17 protein-coding genes are annotated in these 17,195 nt (G+C 61.3%); 9 read left to right on the top strand and 8 right to left on the bottom strand.

Annotation, left to right across the window (positions count from 1 at the left end):
* Positions 1 to 50 precede the first annotated feature (50 nt).
* A protein-coding gene (locus JQ46_RS06380) for an IS3-like element IS3501 family transposase (protein ID WP_155271109.1) occupies positions 51 to 1,273 on the top strand; the annotation gives its coding sequence in 2 pieces (ribosomal slippage) (positions 51 to 327 and positions 327 to 1,273; 1,224 coding nt in all).
* A gap of 165 nt (positions 1,274 to 1,438) precedes the next feature.
* Here JQ46_RS06380 and JQ46_RS06375 read toward each other — a convergent pair.
* From JQ46_RS06375 to JQ46_RS06365, 4 genes are all read right to left on the bottom strand, one after another.
* Positions 1,439 to 1,639 (bottom strand): hypothetical protein, encoded by a 201-nt coding sequence (locus JQ46_RS06375; RefSeq protein ID WP_034986399.1) that lies wholly within the window; start codon positions 1,637 to 1,639, stop codon positions 1,439 to 1,441.
* 464 nt (positions 1,640 to 2,103) lie between these two features.
* Positions 2,104 to 2,709 (bottom strand): hypothetical protein, encoded by a 606-nt coding sequence (locus JQ46_RS11260; protein WP_155271108.1) that lies wholly within the window; start codon positions 2,707 to 2,709, stop codon positions 2,104 to 2,106.
* Positions 2,710 to 3,415: 706 nt separating this feature from the next.
* Positions 3,416 to 4,372, bottom strand: a complete 957-nt coding sequence (locus JQ46_RS06370; RefSeq protein WP_237744752.1) for a restriction endonuclease — start codon at positions 4,370 to 4,372, stop codon at positions 3,416 to 3,418.
* Positions 4,373 to 4,425: 53 nt separating this feature from the next.
* Positions 4,426 to 5,046, bottom strand: a complete 621-nt coding sequence (locus JQ46_RS06365; protein ID WP_237744751.1) for a DUF1707 SHOCT-like domain-containing protein — start codon at positions 5,044 to 5,046, stop codon at positions 4,426 to 4,428.
* Between JQ46_RS06365 and JQ46_RS06360 the strand changes: the two genes are divergently transcribed.
* The gene (locus JQ46_RS06360) at positions 4,990 to 5,505 is read left to right on the top strand and encodes a hypothetical protein (RefSeq protein WP_237744750.1); all 516 of its coding nucleotides are present in this window, start codon (positions 4,990 to 4,992) and stop codon (positions 5,503 to 5,505) included. The genes JQ46_RS06365 and JQ46_RS06360 overlap by 57 nt on opposite strands.
* Here JQ46_RS06360 and JQ46_RS06355 read toward each other — a convergent pair.
* Together JQ46_RS06355 and JQ46_RS06350 are read right to left on the bottom strand one after the other, a co-directional pair.
* Entirely contained in the window at positions 5,502 to 5,930 is a 429-nt protein-coding gene (locus JQ46_RS06355; protein WP_034986396.1) for a carboxymuconolactone decarboxylase family protein, read from the bottom strand. The two genes, JQ46_RS06360 and JQ46_RS06355, sit on opposite strands and share 4 nt — an antisense overlap.
* Before the next feature lie 54 nt (positions 5,931 to 5,984).
* Positions 5,985 to 6,719: an IclR family transcriptional regulator gene (locus tag JQ46_RS06350; protein ID WP_034986395.1), complete on the bottom strand. Its 735-nt coding sequence runs from the start codon at positions 6,717 to 6,719 to the stop codon at positions 5,985 to 5,987.
* Positions 6,720 to 6,777: 58 nt separating this feature from the next.
* Here JQ46_RS06350 and leuC point away from each other — a divergent pair, with 58 nt between their 5' ends.
* Positions 6,778 to 8,199 carry a 3-isopropylmalate dehydratase large subunit gene (gene leuC / locus JQ46_RS06345; protein ID WP_034986394.1) on the top strand — a complete coding sequence of 474 codons (1,422 nt, stop codon included), beginning with the start codon at positions 6,778 to 6,780 and terminating at the stop codon, positions 8,197 to 8,199.
* Between the two features lie 106 nt (positions 8,200 to 8,305).
* Positions 8,306 to 8,902, top strand: coding sequence for a 3-isopropylmalate dehydratase small subunit (gene leuD / locus JQ46_RS06340; protein ID WP_034973007.1), 597 nt, complete (start codon positions 8,306 to 8,308; stop codon positions 8,900 to 8,902).
* A 3-nt stretch (positions 8,903 to 8,905) separates the two neighbouring features.
* Here leuD and JQ46_RS06335 read toward each other — a convergent pair whose 3' ends face one another.
* Positions 8,906 to 9,889: a bifunctional NUDIX hydrolase/histidine phosphatase family protein gene (locus JQ46_RS06335; RefSeq protein WP_051876270.1), complete on the bottom strand. Its 984-nt coding sequence runs from the start codon at positions 9,887 to 9,889 to the stop codon at positions 8,906 to 8,908.
* Between the two features lie 169 nt (positions 9,890 to 10,058).
* On the opposite strand from JQ46_RS06335, the gene JQ46_RS06330 reads away from it, so the two are divergent.
* Complete coding sequence (locus JQ46_RS06330; protein WP_034986390.1) at positions 10,059 to 11,057, top strand: NAD(P)H-dependent glycerol-3-phosphate dehydrogenase; 999 nt, start codon at positions 10,059 to 10,061, stop codon at positions 11,055 to 11,057.
* An 80-nt stretch (positions 11,058 to 11,137) separates the two neighbouring features.
* Positions 11,138 to 12,259, top strand: a complete 1,122-nt coding sequence (locus JQ46_RS06325) for a D-alanine--D-alanine ligase family protein (RefSeq protein ID WP_034986388.1) — start codon at positions 11,138 to 11,140, stop codon at positions 12,257 to 12,259.
* Between the two features lie 466 nt (positions 12,260 to 12,725).
* Here JQ46_RS06325 and JQ46_RS06320 read toward each other — a convergent pair whose 3' ends face one another.
* On the bottom strand, positions 12,726 to 13,853 hold the full coding sequence (locus tag JQ46_RS06320) for a DUF3515 domain-containing protein (RefSeq protein WP_034986387.1): 1,128 nt from the start codon (positions 13,851 to 13,853) through the stop codon (positions 12,726 to 12,728).
* 61 nt (positions 13,854 to 13,914) lie between these two features.
* Here JQ46_RS06320 and JQ46_RS06315 point away from each other — a divergent pair, with 61 nt between their 5' ends.
* The 3 genes from JQ46_RS06315 (at position 13,915) to JQ46_RS06305 (ending at position 17,192) form a co-directional block, all read left to right on the top strand.
* Entirely contained in the window at positions 13,915 to 14,901 is a 987-nt protein-coding gene (locus JQ46_RS06315) for a thiamine-phosphate kinase (RefSeq protein WP_005295377.1), read from the top strand.
* 9 nt (positions 14,902 to 14,910) lie between these two features.
* Positions 14,911 to 15,579: a uracil-DNA glycosylase gene (locus JQ46_RS06310; protein WP_034986385.1), complete on the top strand. Its 669-nt coding sequence runs from the start codon at positions 14,911 to 14,913 to the stop codon at positions 15,577 to 15,579.
* 77 nt (positions 15,580 to 15,656) lie between these two features.
* Positions 15,657 to 17,192 carry a DAK2 domain-containing protein gene (locus JQ46_RS06305; protein ID WP_034986383.1) on the top strand — a complete coding sequence of 512 codons (1,536 nt, stop codon included), beginning with the start codon at positions 15,657 to 15,659 and terminating at the stop codon, positions 17,190 to 17,192.
* The last annotated feature ends 3 nt before the right edge of the window (positions 17,193 to 17,195 follow it).

Below are 17,195 nucleotides of genomic sequence, written 5' to 3'. Positions count from 1 at the left end.
TGAAGCGTCCTGGGTTTAGTTCCTACCTCTGCTAAGGAAGGATTGGCACTATGCCCAGAAAGTATTCCGCCGAATTCAAGGAGAAGGCGGTCCATCAAGCCCTAGAGATGGTCCGTCTGGAGTCCTGCTCACGGCAACGCGCGTACGAGGAAGTCGGGGAGCTTCTTGGCGTGTCCCACCACACGTTACGCGCCTGGTACCGTGACAGCGTCGCCCATGAGCAGACGGCACCAACAGGTGGCGAAACCATGGAAGAAGAGCTCAAACGGCTACGCCGGGAAAACCGCGAGCTGAAACGAGCCAACAGAATCCTCAAGACTGCCTCGGCTTTTTTCGCGGCGGAACTCGACCGACCCACGACCAGATGATCTCCTACATCGACGAGTACAAGGAGCAATTTGGGGTCGAGGCCATCTGCCGTGTCCTTCGACAAGCAGACCGTGGATTCATCACCTCCCGCGGCTACCGTAAAGCCACCACCCGCGCCCCGAGTGCGAGGGCCTTAAGCGATAGCCTGCTTATCCCAGAGATTCAGCGCGTCCATGCGGAAAACTTTTCGGTCTACGGCATCCGCAAGATGTGGCACGCCATGAACCGTGAGGGCTTTCATATCGGCCGCGACAAGACCGCACGCCTGATGAAACTTGCAGGTGTGTCTGGTCGACGACGTGGACGCACCCCGGTGACCACGATCAGCCCTAAAATGCCGGATCATCGTCCGGATCTTGTGCGCCGAAACTTTCGTGCGCAGGCACCAGGCAGGCTTTGGGTTGCCGACATTACCTATGTTCGCACCCTGTCAGGATTCGCGTACACCGCGTTTGTCATTGACGTCTACAGCCGCAAAATAGTCGGTGTTGCCACCCGATCTACGATGCGCACTGATGCGCTGCCGATGGAGGCACTGGAACATGCATTAACGACTGCTGGTCGAATCCACGGCGACCAGCTGATACACCACAGTGACCGGGGAAGTCAGTACGTGTCACTGAAGTACTCCACTGCTTTGGCCGAAGCCGAGATCCGGCCAAGTGTCGGCACAGTCGGAGATTCCTATGACAACGCGCTGGCCGAGACTGTTAACGGTCTCTACAAGGCTGAACTTATCCATCCTCAAGGCCCGTGGACATCAGTAGGAGAAGTCGAGCTAGCCACCCTGCGGTGGGTGCACTGGTGGAACACCAAACGTCTTCACGAGGCGTTGGACTACGCCACCCCACAAGAAGTAGAAACCGGGTACTATCTCACCGAGCCCATCAACACAGGGCCGTAAAAGAAGCGGAACCAAACCCAGGACGCTTCAATTGATGAGTTAATGAGCCAGGGCATGAGCGAGAAAGAAGCCATAGAGTATTTAGAGCGTGAGTTGGAAAAGGCTATCCCTGATGATTTCTGAGATAGCACTAACTAAGGAATAGACCTGTGTTCTTGGGTGTGGTTAGAGTTCGGCGTCCTGACCGTCTTCGCGCCCTTCCTCTATCTCTGATGCCTTGTTCTCAATCTGGTTGTCGTGTGCGTTATCCACGGTCTGGTAGCCGGTAGGAGTCACCGCGTCTGGCCCAAGGCTGGCGAGGAAATCAAGGCTTTCCTGTGCCTCTGATGCAAGGCCTTCCTGTTGGTTGGGAAAGCGTGAGAGCACGGTGTCGAGGCTGTTGTGTTCCTCCGGGCCGTATGGGGTGGTGGTCTCAGGTTGGATAGTATCTATCCATTGGTGTGTGCAGACGTGCAGGCGGGTGGCGATAACGTTGAGTTCTTAGCGGTTGAGAAAGGGGGCGGTAGATGGGGATGCTGGTTTTTGCCCAGTTTCTACGCGGTTGTTTGTAGTGACGGTGGTGAGGTGCCCGCTGTTTCGACTGGGAATAATTCACTAATCGCGCCCATGATACGCGTCGGGAAATATGTCTGAGAACTGAAGTGTACGTATGCCAAACAATCGGTAGTTACCTTCAACGACGAGTTTGTCGAAGCGAAGGCATCTTGAATCGATTGGCATCAAGTCGTTCTGAAAAGTTAAAACTCTCAACGTCATAGTAGTACGTTAAGTAACGCTAGAAGGGGGGCGTGATTGTTTGTTCGCTCTTCGGAGCACTATTCGTCGACCGCTTATATACGAAAATCTGGCCAAACAATTTGTCTACCTTTAGGGTCTATTGCTTTCAGTTTTCCCCAGCCTGGCCCAATAATGTGAACAATGGGTGTCCATAGTGCCAGTGCAACAATCCAGCCTCCTACATTATCTAGACCTAGGTCCCTGAGCGTTATGTCGAAAAATGATCGCAGGAAAGATGTAACTACAAGGCAAAGCCATGCGAAGAAAGTTGTCCTCTCCAGTGAGTAATCATCTGAATCGTTGGTTACCGTATAGTTTTCCGCAGAGGCTAAGCATGTCCAGAAAAATCTAGAAGAAAATATTATTCCCCCCAGTAGGCAAAGAGTCCCAATTACTATATATTCTGCCTTTTCCGGAGGGGTGGTTACCGATGTGAATATTGCGAGAAAAGATAAAAAAGCGGTTGAAAATCCCAAACCGGAAATAATTAAATTAACCCTGGAATAGGAGCGTGCGTTACGGCCTTGTGTCGAGTTTTCTGTGTTGTATTTTACTTTATCAGAAATTCTCTTTGGGGTGACGTTTTCTTTTTGGTCTTGTGTCTGGAAGTTCTTAGTGGATAGAACTAGGGTGCAGAAAACAAACAAGTAAGAAATCATCCTCACCAGTATTGGTGCGTGAGAATGATTCTTCTTTCTGTAGGAGGTTTGCTTTCGATTTATCTTATTGAAAAGTTTTGTCAAGGTGGTTTTATCCTCTTGCTTGCGTTTATGGATCTGTTCAAGAGTTGTTAGAGTATATCTATTATGAGTCTATTTATGTAATCAGATTACATATTCTTTTAGTGGTTCTTTGTGGGGTGGGGTGTGGGGTCTGGTTTGGGGCGCTAAGGCAAAAATCTGATGTAAACGATGATAGAAGCTGGGTGAAGTGTATTTGGAAGGCTATTGTCGTAGTTGGGTGCCCGTTGGGATAGGGGAAGCTGACTCTGGCGGTACTTTTGCTTGTTTGGGGTACTGCCGATTGAATGTATCTCAATGATGGAATTACATTAGAGATCATGACGTCAACGAACTCATGCTAAGAGGCCTGAGCCACATGGTGTAATGGCGTGGGTATGTCCCTTATGCTGACTATTTAGGTAAGTTATTCTGTCCAGAATTTGATTGTCTACCTTTTTGGTCTTCCTGGAGTGCTCAACCCCTAGAAAACTTAGCCATGTGAGCCTCGTAGTATGATTTGGTGAGGAAATTTTCGAATGTTGTCTCTGTGCAGGGGATTTCAGGGGATAATGGTTGAATGTCATTGGACTTGAAGATATCTAAAACGTGCAAAAGTAACCTGAGTTAGTATTCCTTGTATCGTTTACGAACAGTCGAATTTATCGAACCATCGCGGATCCACCGTCGGGCGCAGCTTCACTCCGGATTCGCCATCAGTACGGATGAGCTCTGCAAGGCGGTCACCGCTAATCAAATCCACTGTTGGGACGGTGGAGGTGGCAGCCTTGCGGGCTGGCTCTGTGAACCGGCTTAGCGTCACAATAATTGCTCGCTCAGCGCCCTTTGTCTGCGCATCACGCTGGAAGAGTGCTACGGTTTCCCGCCCAATAGGTTTGCCCTCGGGCGCGTAGCGCTTGATCTGCACGGCCACTCGGGACGAGAGAACCGAACTCAAAGGTGCCGTACCGATCGCATCCACCCCTTCGTCTCCGGAACTGCCTGTGTGCTGAAGTTGTAGGCCTTGTCGGCGGAGCAAATAGATAACAAATTTCTCGAAACCTTCAGGTGGAAGCTGATGTAGCCGTTCTAATAGCTGACTCTTCCAATCACGTTCCTGAGCCTCCACGCTGGATTCCGTTAGGATCTCCTCGTCAGGGTCGTCCTCCGTTTGCTGAGAAACCTTAGTCTTCTGCTTGAGCTTCTTCTGCTCACGCAAAACTCGGGATGCCTCACGGTCAAGTTCCTGGACCATAGGGAATCGCTCGTCTTCAGGAAGCTTGAGAATTTTCTCCCCAATTTCGGTGAGCAGATATACTCCCTGGTCCGGCTGTTCCAAGGCTCCAATTCGCTTCGCGGTCGATCTGCCCCACGCAATCCGGTTAATTAACACCGGTGGTCTTGTATCTCCTTGATATTTCATCTCTAGAAGAGCTTCTGAGTTTGGAAGGAGCTCGAGTACTTCGTCAACAATCTCTTGCACTCGGGCGGAACCACCCAGACCCGCTATAGCCTTCAAAATTGGTACAACAAGTTGTTGGTGGGTAGGCATGCCCCTTTCGGTGAACGGTTTGGTGGATTCCGTGGTCTCTAAATTCTTCATAATCTTCGTTGTCGAAGAGCAAATGCAGGTAGGGGGTTAATGGTGCGTTACCCCTAACCCCGCACAACCTTCACGGTCACGCCGCCGAAAATCGACAGCCCGCGGATCAACAGCAGGGGAGCGTCCTCCGGCAAGCTGCCCGGGTGGATCGCACCGTTTTCCACCACCAGCTCGTTGCCGCCGAAAATGCCAAGGCCACCCATATCAACGCGCACGCCCTCCGGCACCAGCACATCCGCGCCACCAAAGCAGCTATTCAGCCACAGCGTGGTCACCGGATCGCTGAACCGGCATTCCCGCAGGTCAAAGTCCGAACCTCCGAAGATATTGAAGTTCCAGTGAGCCTTCGGTACCTGCCACGCCGCCTTCGTTACTCCGCCGAATATCGCCAGGCTGAAACCTGTCTCGGAACCCCTGCCAGTCACCAGCGACCGCGACCGCGCAAGTACCATTTCACGGTGGCGTTGGGCGTCCGAAGCTTGGTGAGCAGCCCACTCCACGTCACTCGGCGCGCGGTGCGCAACCGCAGTGCTCGAGCCAGGTCCAAAGAGTACCCCCGCAGGCTCATCCACCAGATCATCGAGCAAGTCCACTAACTCGCTACGCTGGGTTGCAGCATGCGCCTGGCCCGACCTCTCGTCGAACTCTGCGATAGTCAGCTGACCATCGGCCATCGCCTTGGACAGCGCGTCTACGGCGGCGGATCGTTCCTGGTCGGTGCAGCGCTTGTCCTTGTATTCACTCATGGTTTTACCCTACTAAAGGAGTCCGCCATTCTCTCTCCATATCGCGTAAACCTGGACTGGCTCTGGGGCACCCCGCCCGGCAATGACGGCACGCCCGCCACTGTTCGCGCCACTCTTTTTGGTGATGACGCCCACACTTCAGCCGAAGCCTGGCTCCGTACCCTCTCTGCGGATGAGGGCGGCCGGCGGGGCGAAGGAGGCTGGGGCGCCGAGCTGGTCAACCCCGACGACACGTCCGGCCCGGCGCTGGTGGACATCACCTCCGCCGGTGAGGACGTGGCCGACGGAATCGAGGACGGCACACAGAACCTCTACGAGTTTCTTGCCGAACGTGCCACCCGCGCCAGCGCGCTGACCGTGGAGTGGCGCGAACTGCCGCGAACCTAATTCTCCAGCGGTCCGAGCTCTGCGACCAGAACCTCCTGGGCAACCTTCATCGCCGACAGGGCAGCGGGTGCACCGCAGTAGCCGGAGGCGTGGATGATCGCCTCCGTGATCTCTGTGCGCGTCAGCCCATTCTCCAGCGCGCCGCGGACGTGCCCGCGCAGCTCCTCGGTCGCACGCAGCGCCACCAGCATGCCGATGTTCAGCAGGCTGCGGTCGCGGCGAGCCAGCCCGTCGCGGGTCCATACGGAACCCCAGACGGTCTCGGTGACGTGCTTCTGCAGCGCCTCACCATCCGAACCGGCGTTGCGCTCGAGGGCGGTATCCACGAATGCGTCGCCCATTACTTCCCGGCGGACCTGAATGCCCGCCTCAAAGCGCTTGTCGTCGGTGGCCGGATTCTGGCTTGCGGGGTTTTCGCTGGTCATGGTTGTGATTCTCCTAAGGGGGTGTGCGGTATTGTGCCTCTAAAAATTTTTTCGCTACTTCCGCAGCAGGTTCTCCAGCTGGCGGGCGGATTCCTTCAAATCCGCGCCGAACTTCTCTGCCGGGTGCTCACCCATGCGGGCCACGGGGCCAGAAATGGATAGGCAGGCGATTACGGTGCGGTTCTGCGCGTCTGCCCCGTAGACCGGCACGGAGGCCGAAGCTAGGGAAGGGTCGCGCTCGGCGGAGGATTCCGCGATCCCCTCGGCGGCGATCTTCTCCAAGTCCTCGCGCGTGTACGCGGCATCCGGCAGCACCTGGTTCTGGAACGCTTCTGGCGCATAGGCAACCAGCAGCTTGGCCGCGGAGCCCGCGGTCAACGTCATCCGATGGCCCACCGGCACCGTATCCCGCAGGCCGGTGGCGGGCTCGGCGTTGGCGATGCACACGCGCTCCATCCCGGAGAGGCGGTATAGCTGCACGGACTCGCCCGTCTTTGCCATGAGGTCAGGCAGGATGAACTCTGCGGCGTCCTCAAGACGAGAAGAGGTAGACGGCGCCATCTCGGACAGGGCGGGTCCAGTGACCCACGCTCCGTCCACCCCGCGCTCGATCAACCGGTGCTTCTCCAGCGCGACGGCGATACGGTGCGCCGTGGCGCGTGGCAAGCCGGTGATGGCGCACAGATCGGAAAGGTTGCGAGGTTCTGCTGCGATGACCGATAGGATGAAGATCGCCCGGTCCAAAACTTGAATACCGCTAGTTGCGGGAATTTCCGTATTGTGTCCCATGATTTGATACTATACATTCCATCCAGTGGAACTGTATAGCGGACACAGAGGAGAGACCGTGACGAACCAACCCTTAACCCTCGCGGAAAAAGTCTGGCGCGACCACATCGTTGCAGCCGGCGAAAACGGCGGCCCCGACCTGCTGTACATCGACCTACACCTGGTTCACGAGGTCACCTCGCCCCAGGCATTCGACGGCCTGCGCCAGGCCGGTCGCAAGGTTCGCCGCCCGGACCTGACCATCGCCACCGAGGACCACAACGTCCCCACTGTCGGCGTGAAGACCGGCGACCTGCAGGAAATCCAGGAGCCCACCAGCCGTCTGCAGGTGTCCACCCTGCGCGACAACGCCCAAGAGTTCGGCATTCGCCTGCACTCCATGGGCGACATCGAACAGGGCATCGTCCACACTGTTGGCCCCCAGCTGGGCCTGACCCAGCCTGGCATGACGGTCGTTTGCGGCGACTCGCACACCTCCACCCACGGCGCCTTCGGCTCCATCGCCATGGGCATCGGCACCAGCGAGGTCGAGCACGTACTGGCCACCCAGACCCTGCCGCTGAAGCCCTTCAAGACCATGGCGATCGAGGTATCCGGCGAACTGCAGCCGGGCGTGACCTCCAAGGACCTGATCCTGGCCATCATCGCCAAGATCGGCACCGGCGGCGGTCAGGGGCACATCATCGAATACCGGGGCGAGGCCATCGAGAAGCTGTCCATGGAAGCCCGCATGACCATGTGCAACATGTCCATCGAGGCCGGCGCCCGCGCGGGCATGATCGCCCCCGACCAGACCACCTTCGACTACCTCGAAGGCCGCCCGCACGCGCCGAAGGGCGAGGACTGGGACGCAGCCGTGGAGTACTGGAAGTCCCTGCGCACCGACGACGACGCGCAGTTCGATACCGTCGTCCACATCGACGGCTCCGCACTGACCCCCTTCGTCACCTGGGGCACCAACCCCGGCCAGGGGCTGCCACTGGCGGAAGCAATCCCGCAGCTGGAGGACTTCACCAACGACAACGACCGCCTCGCCGCCGAGCGCGCCATGGAGTACATGGATCTGAAGCCCGGCACCCCGCTGCGCGACATCAAGATCGACACGGTCTTCCTCGGCTCCTGCACCAACTCCCGCATCGAGGACCTGCGCGCCGCCGCGGAGGTCGTCAAGGGCCGCTCTGTTGCCGACGGCACGCGCATGATCGTTGTTCCTTCCTCCACGCGCGTGAAGATGCAAGCAGAAGAAGAGGGGCTAGACAAGATCTTTATTGACGCCGGGGCGGAGTGGCGTACCGCAGGTTGTTCCATGTGCCTAGGCATGAACCCGGACCAGCTTGCCCCGGGCGAGCGTTCGGCCTCCACCTCCAACCGAAACTTCGAAGGCCGCCAGGGCAAGGGCGGGCGCACGCACCTGGTCTCCCCGCCAGTTGCCGCCGCCACCGCCGTGACGGGCCACCTTGCAGGCCCGGCGGATCTGTAAAACAGACCGCTAGATACCCGTACAAGACCCGCCCAAAAATTTTTTCGAGCCTCCCCGCCAGCGGCCTAAACAGCAGGTGGGGGAGCGGAAAGCAGAAGAGAACACCATGGAAAAGTTCAACACCCACACTGGCGTGGCGGCACCGCTGAACCGCTCTAACGTCGACACCGACCAGATCATCCCCGCCGTCTACCTGAAGCGCGTGACCCGCACCGGCTTCGAGGACGGCCTGTTCGCCGGCTGGCGCAAGGACCCAGAGTTCGTCCTGAACCAGGAGCCCTACAAGAACGCCTCCGTGCTGGTGGCCGGCCCGGACTTCGGCACCGGCTCCTCCCGCGAGCACGCCGTCTGGGCGCTGATGGATTACGGCTTCCGCGTGGTTCTATCCTCCCGCTTCGCGGACATCTTCCGCGGCAACTCGGGCAAGGCCGGCCTGCTGGCCGCCCAGATGGAACAAAGCGACATCGAGCTGATCTGGAAGCTCCTGGAACAGCAGCCGGGCGCGGAAATCACCGTGAACCTGGAAGACCGCACCGTCACCTTGGGCACCCACACCTTCGGCTTCGACGTAGACGACTACACCCGCTGGCGCCTGATGGAAGGGCTGGACGACATCGGCCTGACCCTGCGCAACGAAGAGGCCATCGAGGCCTTCGAATCCCAGCGCGCCAGCTTCAAGCCGCGCACCATTCCCGCCAGCTAGCGCTTACTTAACGGACAGCGGGCTGGCCAGGTAATCCAGCCCCAGTAGCTTGTCCCCGGCGAAGTGCAGCACCCAGGTGCTGGACTTCTTCACGCGCATATCCTCAATCTCCACGTCGTGCTCGCCCGCAACGCGGGCCAGCACACCCGGGATCACCGTGCCCTGGGCAACAACCATGGAGACAGGTGCGGCCGTGGCGGCGTGGAACGCATCCACCGCTGCATCCGAATCGGCAGCCCACCCGGCATCGCCCAGGTTGGCGTCAAAAGTAACTTCCAACCCTAAGTCCTGAGCAATCGGCGCGGCCGTGTGCTCGCAACGTACCGGCACGGCCGAAGAAATCGTCTCCGGGCGGTACCCCGACAGCTCAGAGACCAGCAGCTCCGCCTGGCGGCGGCCCTTCTTGCTTAAGGGGCGCAGGTCATCGTCGCCGGCCCACCCTTCGCGGGCGTGTGCCTTCGCGTGGCGAACGTACAGCACGCGGCGGTCACAACCCAGCTTCAGCAGACCCATGGCGGCATCCACGACCTTCAGGTCGGCCTCGTAGCTCAGCAGCTCCTTGGCCTCCTCCGGGGAAACCCAGCGCAGCTCATCGGATTCCTCATTCGGCTCGAACTCGCCAGACAAGTGCTGGGCAGTCCAGTAATAAACCACCTTCGTGCGCGAACCAACCGGGTAGTGGACATAGCCCAAAACCCAGCCCAGGCGCACGCTAAAGCCGGTCTCTTCCCAGATCTCGCGCATGGCGGTTCCGGGAAGATTCTCGCCCGGATCGACCTTGCCCTTCGGCAGCGACCAGTCGTCGTAACGGGGACGGTGGATGATCGCGATCTCCACGTCCGTGGACTCGGGGGAGTTAGGGGTGGAGGCGGCGGCGTCCGAAGAAAAGCGCCAAATAACCGCACCCGCGGCGAAGGTCGGGCGGGCGAACTCCTCGCTGGGACGGGATCCGATGCGGGTCACGTGCCCCTGATCGTGCCGCGACATGGCCAGGGACGTAGAAAGATCGCCAGTTCCTGTGTGAGTGATCACTTTTAAAGGGATCCCTTTCGATAGACTATTGCCGACAATCGTATAACGAACCCAAAAGTTATACCGAACTCAGGCAAGCAGAACTCAGGCAAGCTAACAGTGCGAGCGGGAAGGCGACAAGCAGATGGTGCAAGTAGCAGTGATGGGCGCGGGCTCCTGGGGCACGACGGTTGCCAAGGTTTTTGCTGACGCCGGTAACGAGGTCCGCCTCTGGGCGCGCCGCGCCGAAGTCGCCGACGACGTGCGCGACAACCACCGAAACAGCGCCTACCTGGGGGACATCGAACTACCGGCCGCGATGACCGGCACAACCGACCCCGCCGAGGCACTGAACGGCGCAGAGATCGTGGTGCTGGGAGTGCCGTCGCAGTCGCTGCGCGAAAACCTGCAGAACTGGAAGGACCTCATCGGCCCGGACGCCTCCCTGGTGAGCCTGGCCAAGGGCATCGAACACTCCAGCGGCCTGCGGATGAGCCAGCTGATCTCCGAAGTGGCGGACGTGCCCAGCGAGCGCGTGGCCGTGCTGACCGGCCCGAACCTGGCCCGCGAAGTGGCCCAGGGCCAACCCGCCGCGACCGTGGTGGCCTGCACCGACATGGACCGCGCGAAGCTGATCCAGGCGGCCGTGGCCGCGCCGTACTTCCGCCCGTACACCAACACGGACGTCATCGGCTGCGAAATCGCTGGCACCTGCAAGAACGTCATCGCCCTGGCGGCGGGCATCGCCGCGGGCATGGGCTTCGGCGACAACACCGCCGCCACCGTCATTACTCGAGGGCTGGCGGAAACGACCCGCCTGGCACTGAAAGTTGGCGCCGACGCACGCACCCTCAGCGGCCTGGCGGGCATGGGAGACCTCGTTGCTACTTGTACATCTACGCTGTCGCGCAACCGCCGCTTCGGGGAGCACCTGGGCAAGGGAGAAACCCTGGAGCAGGCCGCCGCGTCCACCAAGGGACAAGTTGCCGAGGGCGTGGTCAGCAGCCAATCCGTGCACGAGCTGGCGGAGAAAGTCGGCGTGGAAATGCCCATCACCGACGCAGTCGTGGGAGTCTGCCACGAAGGCGCCGACGTGCAGCAGGTAATGATGGGACTGCTTGGACGCAGCAAGAAGGCCGAGTAGACCTAAGCAAACTGGCAGTTCGGTTGAAGGGGCGGGGAGGTGGGGATGTGGCGTCCTAAAAACGGCTAAGGTAAAAAGCCGTGAGTAACGAAGCCAAGAAGCACGCACGCACCACCGTCGCCGTCCTGTACGGCGGCCAGTCGACTGAGCACTCCGTATCCTGCATCAGCGCAGGTGCGGTGATCGACCACCTGGACCCGGAGATCTACGAGGTGGTTCCCGTGGGGATCACCGAAGCCGGCGCATGGGTGCCCGGGACGACCGACACCTCGCAGCTGCGCGCCGACGGGCGGGACATGCCGCGCGTGGAAGACGGGGGCGTGCACGTGCAGCTGACGTTTGGCGGGGCGGGCACGGCCGGCTCTGCGGGCTCTGGTGCGGCGGGCGAGATGCGCTACGCGACCGGCCCGCAGGTAGGTGAAGTCTTTGCGCAGGTGGACGTTGTTTTCCCGGTGCTGCACGGCATGAACGGCGAGGACGGCACCGTGCAGGGCGTGCTGGATCTGGCTGGCGTGCGGTACGTCGGCAACGGCGTGCTGGCCTCGGCGGCGGGCATGGACAAGGACTTCACCAAGCGGCTGGCGCGCGAGGCTGGCATCCCGGTGGGCGAGGAGCTGATCCTGTCCCAGCCCCGCGAGCTGACTGCCGAGGAGAAGGAGCGGCTGGGGTTGCCGGTGTTCGTGAAGCCGGCGCGCGGCGGATCCAGCATCGGCATCTCCAAGGTGGACAGCTGGGAGGAGTTCGACGCCGCCGTTGACCTGGCCTTTTCTCACGACAACAAGGTGATCGTGGAGGCCATGATCCACGGCGCCGAGGTCGAGTGCGGCGTGCTGCAGCACGCGGATGGCTCGATCGTGTCTTCTGTTCCGGCGATGCTGAATGGCACTGAGGACGGTGCCGAAGGATTCTATGGTTTTGACGCCAAGTATGTCGACTCGACCGTCTCCGCCACCATCCCGGCGCCGCTACCTGCGGAGACTCTGAAGGAGATCCGCCAACTGGCCATTCGCACGTTCAACGCGCTGGGGTGCGACGGCATCGCGCGCGTGGACTTCTTTGCCACGGAGAACGGACCCGTGCTGAACGAGATCAACACGATGCCTGGGTTTACGCCGATCTCGATGTATCCGAAGATGTTCGCCGCTGACGGTGTGAGCTTTGGTGACCTGGTCAGCGCGCTGATCGCCCGCGCCCTGGCTTAGCTGGCTTGCTTGGCTGGCTGACTGGGGCTGGCTGACTCTGGGCTCGCTGACTCTGCTGGCTGGCTGGCTCTGCCGTGGCCTGCAAATGTCGCTAGAACGGGAATCCGTTATTGATACCGGTTTTCTTTAACCTAAATGTGCAGGTCGGGGGCTTGCGCGATTCTGCATGGCTCCAGTCGTGGCGACGCATTCTCGTTCTAACGACATTTGGTCACGCGGAGTGCCCATTACCGGCCTGCGTGAGAGGGGCGCCGGAACAGGTGCAGGTTTTTGGGTTGCGGTGGGCGAAAGTGTCGGAAAAGTTGCAATTTGTTACTGGGGCGCATTGGCAATAGTGTAAATATGCAGGTCAGAAGCTTTTTGCTCACGATGTCGGGAGAGGTGATCTGACGTTTTGCAACTTTTCCGACATTTGGCACTTTTGGCATGATGCACGTGAGGCTCCTGTGGCAGCTGTGGAGTGCCGCTAATGCTGGGCAGTGGCGGGCTGCTTCTCAGTCTTCTTGAGGGAATCGGAGATTGCGCTGGTCACGGAAGTGATGACCTCCTCACCGGCGGACTGCGGCATCGCCAGACCCACAATCTGCTCCCGGCCCAGGGCATACCAGTGGCCCATCGTCGACCCGCGCGACAGCGAGGGATCGGAGAACCACGGAACATCATCTACCTGGGTTAGGTTGGCCCCCGGCTCATAGGCCTCGGGCATTTCGAGGCCACAGCGAATCACCACCGGCTCGTGTCCGTCAGCCAGGTAGGTCGCCGAGCCGCTCGGTGCCTTGTCGAACACCGACTCGTCCACGCCTTCGGGCAGCGCATCAGCGTTTTTCAGCTTGGAGCTGCCGGCAGAAATGTGAATCAGTCGCCAGTCACCCAGCGAATCCGGCAGCGACTCCAGGAACTTGCGGCACACCGGGGACTCGGTCGCACCACCGGATGTGCCTGCCTCACCGGAACCGTCAGCCTCACCGGAACCGTCAGCCTTTCCGGAACCGCCAGTCTTGCCGGCACCACCGGAGCTGCCGGCCACGGGAGCCTCCGACAGCGGGTAGGGGGCGGGCTTTGCTGGAGAGTTGGCGTCATAAAGAGAAGAAAGAGTAGAACCAACCCCCTCGAGCGCGCTGTCCACGTCGGAAGAAGCCGTCACCGCGACCGCAGGAGAACCCCCGACCGCGTACCAAGTCTGCAGGTCAGAGCCCGGTGTAGCATCGGAAACTGCGGTCCAGCGCGCATCGCCAGAAGTAAACACCGGCGACAACACCGTGTACTGATCCGGCACATTCACCCCGCACCGCACAGACAGCTCCGCGCCCGAAGAGTCACGATAAGCCGCGGCTCCATCCGGCGCCGGGTCGCGCACCTCCACAGAACGGAAACGATCCAAATCCCGCGGCAGCGCAGCCACGAAATCGGCACACACCTGCGACGATGCCTCTGGCGCATCCACCGGCCCCATTGCCACCGGCGCGTAAACCTTCTTATCCATCGTGATTTTCGCCGCCACGATCACCACAACAATCAGCAGAATGGCCAGCACCGTCGACAGCACCAGCAGGTACCGCGGGGTGGACACGGGGGAAGTGGATTCGTCACTCATAGCGCACCATCTTAATTAGACTTGTCGCGGTACCCCAAGCATCACTCGACCGAAAGGCTGCATGCGCACTTCACTGACCGTGGCAGAGGCAGGGGAGGCCGCCACCATCGCGGCGATCCGCCAGGCTGCACCGAGTTCTCTTAATGGCGATGACGCCGCAGTGTTGGAGCCCACAGGCACCAATTCACGGCACGTGTGCTCGACGGACATCCTCGTTCAGGGGCGGCACTTCACGTTCGACTACTCGACTCCGTGGGAGGTCGGGGTGAAGGCAGTGACGCAGAACTTCGCGGACATTCAGGCGATGGGAGCACGCCCCACCGCGATCCTGATGGCGATCGCCACGCCGGGGGATTTGCCGCTGCAGACGGTGGCGGATATTGCGCGCGGCATCGACGAAGGAGCCTCCCCGTGGGCGGCGGAGTTAGTCGGCGGGGACGTTGTGACCAGCAAAGACTTGGTCATTTCCATTACCGCCTTGGGTGAGATCTCCGGGCCCGCCGCGGCGCTGACTCTGGACGGCGCGGGCGTGGGGCAGAGGGTCATCGCCAGCGGGCCGATCGGCTATAGCGCGGCGGGTCTGGCGATTCTGCGCCACTATGGCTCGCGCAAGGCGATCCCGGCGAACGATCCGATCCTCAACGAGCTGGCGGATTGGCACTGCGCCCCGCGCCTGGAGCCGGGCCGTGGATCCGTCGCCCGCGCTACGGGTGCGAGCGCCATGACGGATAACTCCGACGGGTTGATCGTGGACCTGTGTGCCATCGCGGAGCGCTCCGGGGTGTGCTTGGACCTGGACGGGGCGGCTCTGGTGCCCGACGAGAAGCTGCGCCATGCTGCGCAGATGACGGGTAAGAACCCCCTGGAATGGATCTACACCGGCGGCGAGGACCATACTCTTTTGGGAACTACGGACGCCCGCATGCCCAGTGGCTACCGCCGCATCGGGACTGTACGCAGCCTCTCGGATGAGGGGGACGGTGAGGGGGACTATGTGCTGGTCGACGGCGGCCGCCCGCCGTTTACGTCCGGCTGGCAGTCGGTGTAAGGAGCAGGCATGAGTTCCGTACGTAAGCAAGCACACCAGCTGATCGAGCGGATCCACCCGGCGTGGTATCTGCCGGGGCTGCAGTCGGTGCTGGAGGGTGCACTGGCTGAGGGACAGCAGGCGCGGATCCTGCCCGCGCCAGAAAAAATTTTGCGCGCCTTCGAGGCCGACCCCACCCAGGTGAAAGTGCTAATCGTTGGGCAGGACCCTTACCCCACGCCCGGGCACTCGGTGGGGCTGGCGTTCTCCGCGGAGCTTCCCCAAGGCGAACCGCTGCCGAAGTCGCTGAAGAATATCTACACCGAGTACGCAGATGACCTCGGCCTACCGGCTCCCACCAACGGGGATCTTTCTCCGTGGGCCGGTCGCGGGGTGCTGCTGCTCAACCGCGTGCTCACCGTCCAGGCGGGGAACGCGGGCAGCCATCGTGGGTGCGGCTGGGAGGCCATCACCGAAGCTGCCGTCCGCCAAGTCGCCGCCAACCCGCACTTCGCCGCGATCCTGTGGGGCAAGCAGGCCCAGCAGCTGGCACCGCTCATCGGCGCGGAGCGCTGCGTGATGTCCCCGCATCCCTCGCCGCTGTCGGCCTACCGTGGCTTCTTCGGTTCACACCCTTTCAGCAGGGCAAACGCGATCCTGGAGGCATCCGGCGGCGCGCGCGTCGACTGGCGGCTCTAGCCCGGCTCGCATACCCCTAACGCGCCACGATCCCGCAAACCGCCCTGCTGTCCGGCTGGTTCGCTAGGGTAGTGGGAGTGAAATCCAGGAAGGCAGAGGCGCAGCCGGTGGCTGAAGCGCAACCGGTGGAGCAGGCGCCCGCTCATCTCGACGCGCGCGTTGTCGCCCAGTGGGCTCGCCTCTCGGCCAGCCGGCTGCGCGAGCAGAGCCAGGCGATTAACGCCCTGAACGTCTTCCCCATCCCGGATTCCGATACCGGCTCCAACATGGCGCACACCATGACCACCGCAGTCTCTGCGGTCGACGCGCTGGAGGAAGGCGCCAGCCTCCCCGAGGTCACCATCGCCCTGGCCACCGGTGCTGTCCGTGGCGCCCGCGGAAACTCCGGCCTGGTGCTCAGCCAGGTGATGCGCGCCCTCGCCGAGGCGGCCTCGCAAGGCCACATCGACGGCCCCGCCGTGGCAGATACTCTCTCGCAGTCGGTGGGCTTTGTCCGCACCGCAATCTCCACGCCCGTCGAGGGCACCGTCATCAGTGTTCTCGATGCCGCCGCCACCGCCGCCCACGAAGCCGAGCCGAACCTCGCGGACGTCGCCACCCGCGCCCTCCACGCCGCCGAGGAAGCCCTGGCCAACACCCCCAACCAGCTGCCCGTCCTCGCCGAAGCGGGGGTCGTGGACGCGGGCGGCCAGGGTCTTGTGGTGATCCTGCAGGCCCTGGTTGATGTTCTGGACGGTGCGGGCCTCGTTGATGACGCCCCCACGCCCGACCACGAGCGAACCCAGCAAGAGGTCGAGGTGATGTTCTTCTTCGAGGGGAACCTGGCCGCCCTGCGGGAGCTCCTCGAGGCCCACGGCAACTCGGTCATCGTCGGCCCCTTAGGGCCGGAGGCAGGCACCGCGCACGTGCACACCAACCGCGCCGGCGAGGTCATCGAGAAGGCCTTCGCCCTGGGAACCGTCACCGACCTGCGCATCGAGGTTCTGCCCGCCGACGGGGAAGCCGCCGACAGCGGAAAGCCAAGCACACCAGCCCCCGCGAGCAACCAGGCGCGGGCGGAAGACAAAGGGCCGTTCATCGTGGCGCTCACGCCCACCGGCGGAGTCGCGCGACTTTTCGAGGCTGCGGGGGCGGTGGCGGTGGCGTCACCAAACAACAAAACCCTGGGTGAAGCAGTGCAGAGGCTGGGCGAAGGGCCGGTTGCCGTGCTGACCAACGGGCAGGACGTCGCCGCGCTGCAGGGGTTAGACGGGACGCGAGAGGTCGACATCATCGATACGAAATCGCTGGTCGGCGGGCTGGCGGCGCTGGCGGTGAACGATCCCAGCGTGGACTGGGACGACAATGTCGAGGAGATGATCGACGCGGTAGAGGCGCAACGCTTCGCCACGTGCCCGCCCGACACGATGGTCGATACCCTCAGCACAATGCTGGCCGACGGTGGCGAGCTGGTGACCCTGCTGTGGAGTGACCCCGCGACTGACCAGACCGCCATCGATGGGCTGAAAGCAACCTTCGCCGAGTTATACCCAGACGTGCAGATCGACGACCACCACATCGAACTTCAAGGCAACGATTACGACCCGTGCCTGGTGCAGATCGGGGTGGAGTAGCCC

The organism is Corynebacterium jeikeium (assembly GCF_000738175.1).
GTDB lineage: Bacteria > Actinomycetota > Actinomycetes > Mycobacteriales > Mycobacteriaceae > Corynebacterium > Corynebacterium jeikeium_C.
This window is presented reverse-complemented; position numbering and strand designations above follow the sequence as displayed.